We start from the raw sequence: 6,159 nt of genomic DNA, 5'->3' as shown, positions 1-6,159 counted from the left end.
AGATTAGAAGCAAAGTATTTTTTAAAAGTACGTTGTTTTAGTGGTGGTACAATGATCACATCATTTTGCTGCACAAAGTAATTAGGAGAACGAAGGTAATCCTCCTCCAACAGATTTACATAAAATATCTCCGAGGTATTACCTTTTTGCCTTATAATCTTTACCCTACTTCTATCAGCTAGTTCAGCAAAACCTCCTGCCAGGCCAATCGCTTCCATCATATTTACCCTGGTGTTTGGTGCATTAACCACTTTCTCTACATTAACCTCTCCTAATACAGTAAATCTAAAGTTTAGAAGTCTAATACGTACTACAGCATCTTTTAAATATTGGTTTGCTAAATTCTGAAGTTTCGATTGCGCCTCAAATACGGTCAAGCCAGATACATACACTTTACCCACTACGGGATATTCTATATTACCTTCAGTATCGACCAAGATACCGCGTAAAAGTAGGTTGTTACCTACGCCTTGGTTACCTTGAGGATTAAGTTTGGAAAAAAAATCATATTCCTCAGCCGTAATACTTTCAAAATTAATAGATAGAAGGTCCAAAGGTTGAATCCTATATTCTTGAATTGCCATGGAATGCGTTCGGAGCACGCTATCAGTAGGAATTGCATTTAAATGTTTTAACTCATCTTCATGCTGAAGATATACTAATTTCTTACTTGGCACACACGCCCCAAATATTAGTCCTGCTAAAACAAAATAGATTATAAATCTTATCATCAGTTTAAAAAATATCCACTAATTAACATATTGCCTTCCAAGCTTCCAAGCCTCTTTTAACATACTCAAGAATGCTTGCATTTCCTGGAGAGGTATCATATTTGGCCCGTCACTCTTTGCAAAAGAAGGGTTTGGGTGAGTTTCTATAAAAAATCCATCAACACCCGTTGAGGCTGCAGCTCTCGCCAGAAATGGAGCGAACTGTCTTTGTCCTCCAGAAGTTCCCCCTTGCCCACCTGGCTGTTGTACACTATGAGTCACGTCAAAAATAACAGGGGCGTACTGACGCATAGTCGGCAAAGCTCTCATATCTACCACAAGGTTATGATATCCAAAAGATACCCCTCGCTCTGTGAGACATACATTGTCATTTCCAACACTTTTTACTTTATCTACGGCATATTTCATATCCTCAGGTGCCATAAATTGCCCTCTTTTAACTTTTACAAGTTTGCCGGTTTCGGCTGCAGCTAAAATAAGATCAGTTTGTCTACACAAAAAAGCAGGTATTTGAAGTACATCTGCTACCTCAGCTACCTCTTTAGCTTGATTAGCTTCATGAATGTCAGTCATGACAGGTATACCTAGTTTTTCTTTTATTGAAGAAAGCATCTCAAGGCCTTCTACTAAACCAGGCCCTCTGTAAGAATTAGCAGAGGTTCGGTTTGCTTTATCAAAAGAGGCTTTAAAAACATAATCTATATCTAAATCAGCACAAATTTTACTCACTTGCTCCGCTACCTCTTGGCAGATATCTATACTTTCTGCTGCGCATGGACCAGAAAATAATACCATCCTATCTCCACCGAGTTTTATGCGATCGGTTACGTTTACAGTATCCTTAAAAACTTCCATTAACTAATAATAACTATTTAAAATGCTGTCCAACTTCCCCTGAGCTGCTAAGATAAAATCTGCAGCCTCTCTTACCACACCATCACCACCTCTTTTTTCAATCACCAAATCAGCTTCAGCTTTTACATATTCTAAAGCATCGATGGGAGCCATGCCCAACCCTACTTCTTTGATTAAACTTAAATCAATAATATCATCTCCGATATAGGCGATCTCATCATCTTTTAAACCGTACTTCTGACGAATCTCGCTCAGCTTGGCTTTTTTGGTTTCAGTGCCTTGATAAACAAAGTCTAATTTTAACTCGGCACATCTCCTGGCAACAATTTTTGAGCTACGCCCGGTTATGGCACCTACTACAAAATTATTGAGTCGCAAATGTCTGATGATCTGTCCATCCTTTACATTAAAACTCTTTATTTCATCTCCACCTTCTGTATAGGTTATTTTACCATCTGTCAAAACACCGTCTACGTCAAAGATCAATGCCCTGATATTTTTTGCCCGGTCGATTTGAGCCTTTGTATATTGTTTTAGAATAGATTCCATTTATAAAATCGATCAAAGATATAACGATTATTCTTTGTTGACCTTATTTATGACAGTATTTATCCAGATATATGTTTTCGTAGAAACTTAAAAATATATTATCTTTTCAGCTTGATGAATCTATCCAATAATCAAAAATGAGGCTCTTTAAATTCTTTCTCACTCTTCTATTCACTTTAGTTCTAATTTACACGCTCAACAATGGTTGGAATATTAAAGGCACGCCCATTCCCCCATTGGGTAAGTTTCTTGACCCTTTCCATGGTTTCTGGCAAAATGCTGAAGACTCTGCACTGCCCTACCCTGAATCTGTTGAACTAAATGGACTCTCTGCACCAGTCACGGTACAGTATGACTCATTGTATATACCACATATATTCGCTCAAAATACTAACGACTTATTCACTGCCCAGGGCTACGTCTTAGCACAGCATCGTTTGTGGCAAATGGAATTTCAAACCTATGCTGCTTCGGGCCGAATATCAGAACTTATTGGAAGTGCAGCTGTAGACTTTGACAAGCTTCAGAGAAGAAAAGGTATGGTATATGGTGCTGAAAAGTCATTAAACTCTATGCAGGAGAACACTGAACTTTGGGCATATGTGACAAACTATGCAAAAGGGGTAAATCAATATATCGAAGAGCTTTCTTATAAAGACTACCCTCTAGAATATAAATTACTGAATTATGAGCCTGAAGAATGGACGCCTCTTAAATCAGCTTTGCTATTGCAGTATATGATCGATAACCTAACTGGTTGGGATATGGATCTTGAAAACACAAACGCTTATAATCTCTTTGGGGCAGAAATTTTTAAAAAGTTATACCCTAACTATACTGCTACAATGGACCCAATCGCTCCTAGTGCTCAAAACTGGGAATTCGAAGGAGTAGAAGTAACCGAAACTCCCGATAGCATCAACCTTTCAAATAATTATTATTCTGAAGTACACACTATGCCAGACCCAGATAACGGCAGCAATAATTGGGTGGTGTCTGGTTGGAAAACAGAAAGTGGTAAGCCAATTCTTGCTAGTGACATGCACCTTGGTCTCAACTTACCATCACTATGGTTTCTTATTGAGTTAAGTGCACCCGATTATAATACTATGGGTTTTGCTTTAGCTGGCAATGTGGGAATAGTATCAGGGTTTAATCAAAATAATGCCTGGGCTTTTACAGATGTGTCAAGAGATGAGAGAGATTGGTATCATATTAGATTTACAGATGAATCCCGAAAAGAATACTACTATGAAGACACCAAACTCAAGACAAGCCTAAAGGTTGAGGAAATAAAAGTAAAAGGAAGCGAAACGATAATCGACTCAGTAATATATACACATCACGGACCTGTGGTTTATGATCGCAACTTTATGTCAGAAGATGGTGAGAATAATTTAGCTTTAAAATGGATCGGACACTACCCATCGAGAGTACAAGAAGCTCTATTAGGTTTAAACACGAGTAAAAGCTACCAGGATTATCTGACTGCCTTAGAATATTGGGATGCTCCTGCACAGCATGTTGCTTTCGCTTCAACATCCGGAGACATAGCCATTCGAGTTCAAGGTCTATGGCCTAATAAATTTGAAGATCAGGGTCGATTTATCTTAGATGGATCTCAAAAGGTAATGGAGTGGCAAGAATTCATTCCTACCAATCACTATGCTTTCTTACACAACCCTGACCGTGGTTTTGTGAGTTCAGCTAATCAGCACTCTGTAGATTCTATATATCCTTATTGGCAAGGCTGGGCAAGGCCCGATCACTATAGAGGAAGAAGAATAAATAAAATCCTGGCCGCTTACGATAGCGGAACAATAAAGCCTGATGATATGATGCAACTACAGTTGGATAGCTATGGCATTTTATCACAGGAAATACTCCCTACCCTACTTGATTCTCTTAAGAAAAACGGACTTAACTCCGACACTACCTATATGGCTTTAAGAAACTGGGACTATGTTTACGACCACCAAGAATATGCTCCTGTTGCCTTTATTAGTTGGTGGAGCAACTTTAAGAGTCTTTTGTGGGATGAAATGAAAATTGACTCTATCGCAATCAAGCAACCTACCGACTATCAAACAATTTATTTAGTCAAAAACGGCATCCCAGGCTCATTTGAGGATAACAAAGCTACTTCCAGAAAAGAAACTCTAAATGATATTATCGCAATGAGTTATGATTCTATGAAAATGAGTCTTGCTCAATGGAGTGAATCTAATACTGGAAAACTTACTTGGGGTAATTATAAACATACAGCTGTTACTCACCTGGCAAGAATTCCTGCATTTAGTAGAAGAAATATACAGGTAAATGGAGAAGATGATGTCGTAAATTCCACTAAAGGGAATCATGGGCCTTCTCAAAGAATTGTTGTAGAAATGACATCACCACCGCAAGCATGGGCCGTCATACCTGGTGGTCAATCCGGAAACCCAGGTAACCCTGCTTATGATAACATGCTTGATGCTTGGCGGGATGGCAAATTTTTTAAACTGAATTTTATGCAAAATCAAAAATCAGCTCAAGACGTATTACTTAATCAAACATTAGCCCCTTCAGCAGAATGAAATTTATAATAAAAGTTATTCTAATTGCCGTTCTCAGTTATATACTACAACTTCTGTTACCATTTTGGGTTGTGGCAGTGGTTGCATTTGTTGTAAACTATGCCATTCAGTCCAGTGGGTGGTCCTCGTTTTTTAGTGGCTTTCTGGCTATTTTTCTCGTTTGGTCTATTGTAGCTATTATCATCAATAGCCGTACAGATTCCATACTTACTGACCAGGTAGCTGCCCTATTTTCAATGAATAGTATTCTAATAACGCTTTTGAGCGCTTTTATTGGAGGGCTGGTAGCGGGCATGGGCGGACTGACCGCCCGAATGCTCTTTACCCGTAAAAATAAATCTAGTAAATATTACTCCTGAGGTGACAAGATAGCTGCACCAGTGGCTACAAAAGTAATCTCTTCTTTTGGTTCAGTAATTTGTGCGATTTCATCTTCTGACTTCCCGCCATCTTCTGCAAAATGGCGAAGGGTCTCCACATCTGTGGTTGTTCTTCTGGCAAGTCCATCGATAATCACCTTATGCCCCTCTACGCTGTCTGTTGGCACAAAAAATCCGTAATCCTTAAAAGTGACTCGCATCTCTTTACCATAACCCATATCTAATGTCATCCAGCAGCCCTTTTTCTCACAAGTCTCGATTATTGTTGCCTCTACTTTTACCTGAAGAGAATCTTTATCTGACATTTCAGCTATAAACTGATCACTTTTAAGTGCATTTTCAGTAGTGATCTGTGCTCCGTAGTAGTCAACTTTGTTTTCTTTAGCACAGGCAATTAACATTATACCTGTTAATAGTGTAAATACAGCTTTTTTCATAGATAAATAGTTTTATAATCAATCGAAATTAAAAAAAGTATCAATTATGCCAACACATCGTGCATATCTTTATTTTTATCAAAAACAGATTTAGCAAAAGGGCATAATGGAATTATCTTGACATCATGTGCTCTCGCATATTCTACAGCAGCTATCACAAGCTGCTTTCCCGCACCTGTACCCCTCAATTCTTCAGACACTTCTGTATGATCTATGATTAATCGATCAGTGCCAGCCTTGGAGTATGTCATTTGTGCACCGACATTGCTGGTTACTTCAATTAGGAAAGCGCCTTTTGATTCTGTCTGCCTATGTTTTACTTCCATATCCTAAGATAAAATTTGAAAAATAAAAATTCACTTAGGTGAGATACGAGCATATACAAAAAAAGGTCACCAAATGGTGACCTTTTTTTCAACTCAGTCGGGGTGGCAGGATTCGAACCTGCGACCTCCTCGTCCCAAACGAGGCGCGATGACCGGGCTACGCTACACCCCGTAACTCAAAATTCTGCGGAGAGAGGGGGATTCGAACCCCCGGTACGGTTTAACCCGTACGCATGTTTAGCAAACATGTGGTTTCAGCCACTCACCCACCTCTCCGTGGATTTTCTCTGTAACAAGAATCCTTC

At 39.0% G+C, this 6,159-nt stretch carries 7 protein-coding genes and 2 tRNA genes; 2 read left to right on the top strand and 7 right to left on the bottom strand.

Annotation, left to right across the window (positions count from 1 at the left end; all coding sequences use genetic code 11):
* The 3 genes from E1176_RS08205 to E1176_RS08195 form a co-directional block, all read right to left on the bottom strand.
* Positions 1-731 (bottom strand): polysaccharide biosynthesis/export family protein (locus tag E1176_RS08205; protein ID WP_155210127.1); only part of this gene is annotated, 731 nt, incomplete at its 3' end.
* 18 nt (positions 732-749) lie between these two features.
* On the bottom strand, positions 750-1,586 hold the full coding sequence (gene kdsA / locus E1176_RS08200; protein ID WP_155210126.1) for a 3-deoxy-8-phosphooctulonate synthase: 837 nt from the start codon (positions 1,584-1,586) through the stop codon (positions 750-752).
* Positions 1,587-1,589: 3 nt separating this feature from the next.
* Positions 1,590-2,135: a KdsC family phosphatase gene (locus E1176_RS08195; protein WP_155210125.1), complete on the bottom strand. Its 546-nt coding sequence runs from the start codon at positions 2,133-2,135 to the stop codon at positions 1,590-1,592.
* A gap of 137 nt (positions 2,136-2,272) precedes the next feature.
* Here E1176_RS08195 and E1176_RS08190 point away from each other — a divergent pair, with 137 nt between their 5' ends.
* Entirely contained in the window at positions 2,273-4,711 is a 2,439-nt protein-coding gene (locus E1176_RS08190) for a penicillin acylase family protein (RefSeq protein WP_155210124.1), read from the top strand.
* Entirely contained in the window at positions 4,708-5,070 is a 363-nt protein-coding gene (locus E1176_RS08185; RefSeq protein ID WP_155210123.1) for a hypothetical protein, read from the top strand. Before E1176_RS08190 ends, E1176_RS08185 begins: the two co-directional genes overlap by 4 nt.
* On the opposite strand, the gene E1176_RS08180 is transcribed toward E1176_RS08185, so the two are convergent.
* From E1176_RS08180 to E1176_RS08165, 4 genes are all read right to left on the bottom strand, one after another.
* On the bottom strand, positions 5,061-5,528 hold the full coding sequence (locus E1176_RS08180; protein WP_155210122.1) for a DUF4920 domain-containing protein: 468 nt from the start codon (positions 5,526-5,528) through the stop codon (positions 5,061-5,063). The two genes, E1176_RS08185 and E1176_RS08180, sit on opposite strands and share 10 nt — an antisense overlap.
* A 44-nt stretch (positions 5,529-5,572) precedes the next feature.
* Positions 5,573-5,854 (bottom strand): GNAT family N-acetyltransferase, encoded by a 282-nt coding sequence (locus tag E1176_RS08175; RefSeq protein WP_155210121.1) that lies wholly within the window; start codon positions 5,852-5,854, stop codon positions 5,573-5,575.
* 97 nt (positions 5,855-5,951) lie between these two features.
* Positions 5,952-6,026 (bottom strand) — tRNA-Pro (locus E1176_RS08170).
* 15 nt (positions 6,027-6,041) lie between these two features.
* Positions 6,042-6,130: transfer RNA gene (locus E1176_RS08165), tRNA-Ser, on the bottom strand.
* Positions 6,131-6,159: the final 29 nt, after the last annotated feature.

Origin of the sequence: Fulvivirga aurantia (assembly GCF_009711475.1) — a bacterium.
GTDB lineage: Bacteria > Bacteroidota > Bacteroidia > Cytophagales > Cyclobacteriaceae > Fulvivirga > Fulvivirga aurantia.
This window is presented reverse-complemented; position numbering and strand designations above follow the sequence as displayed.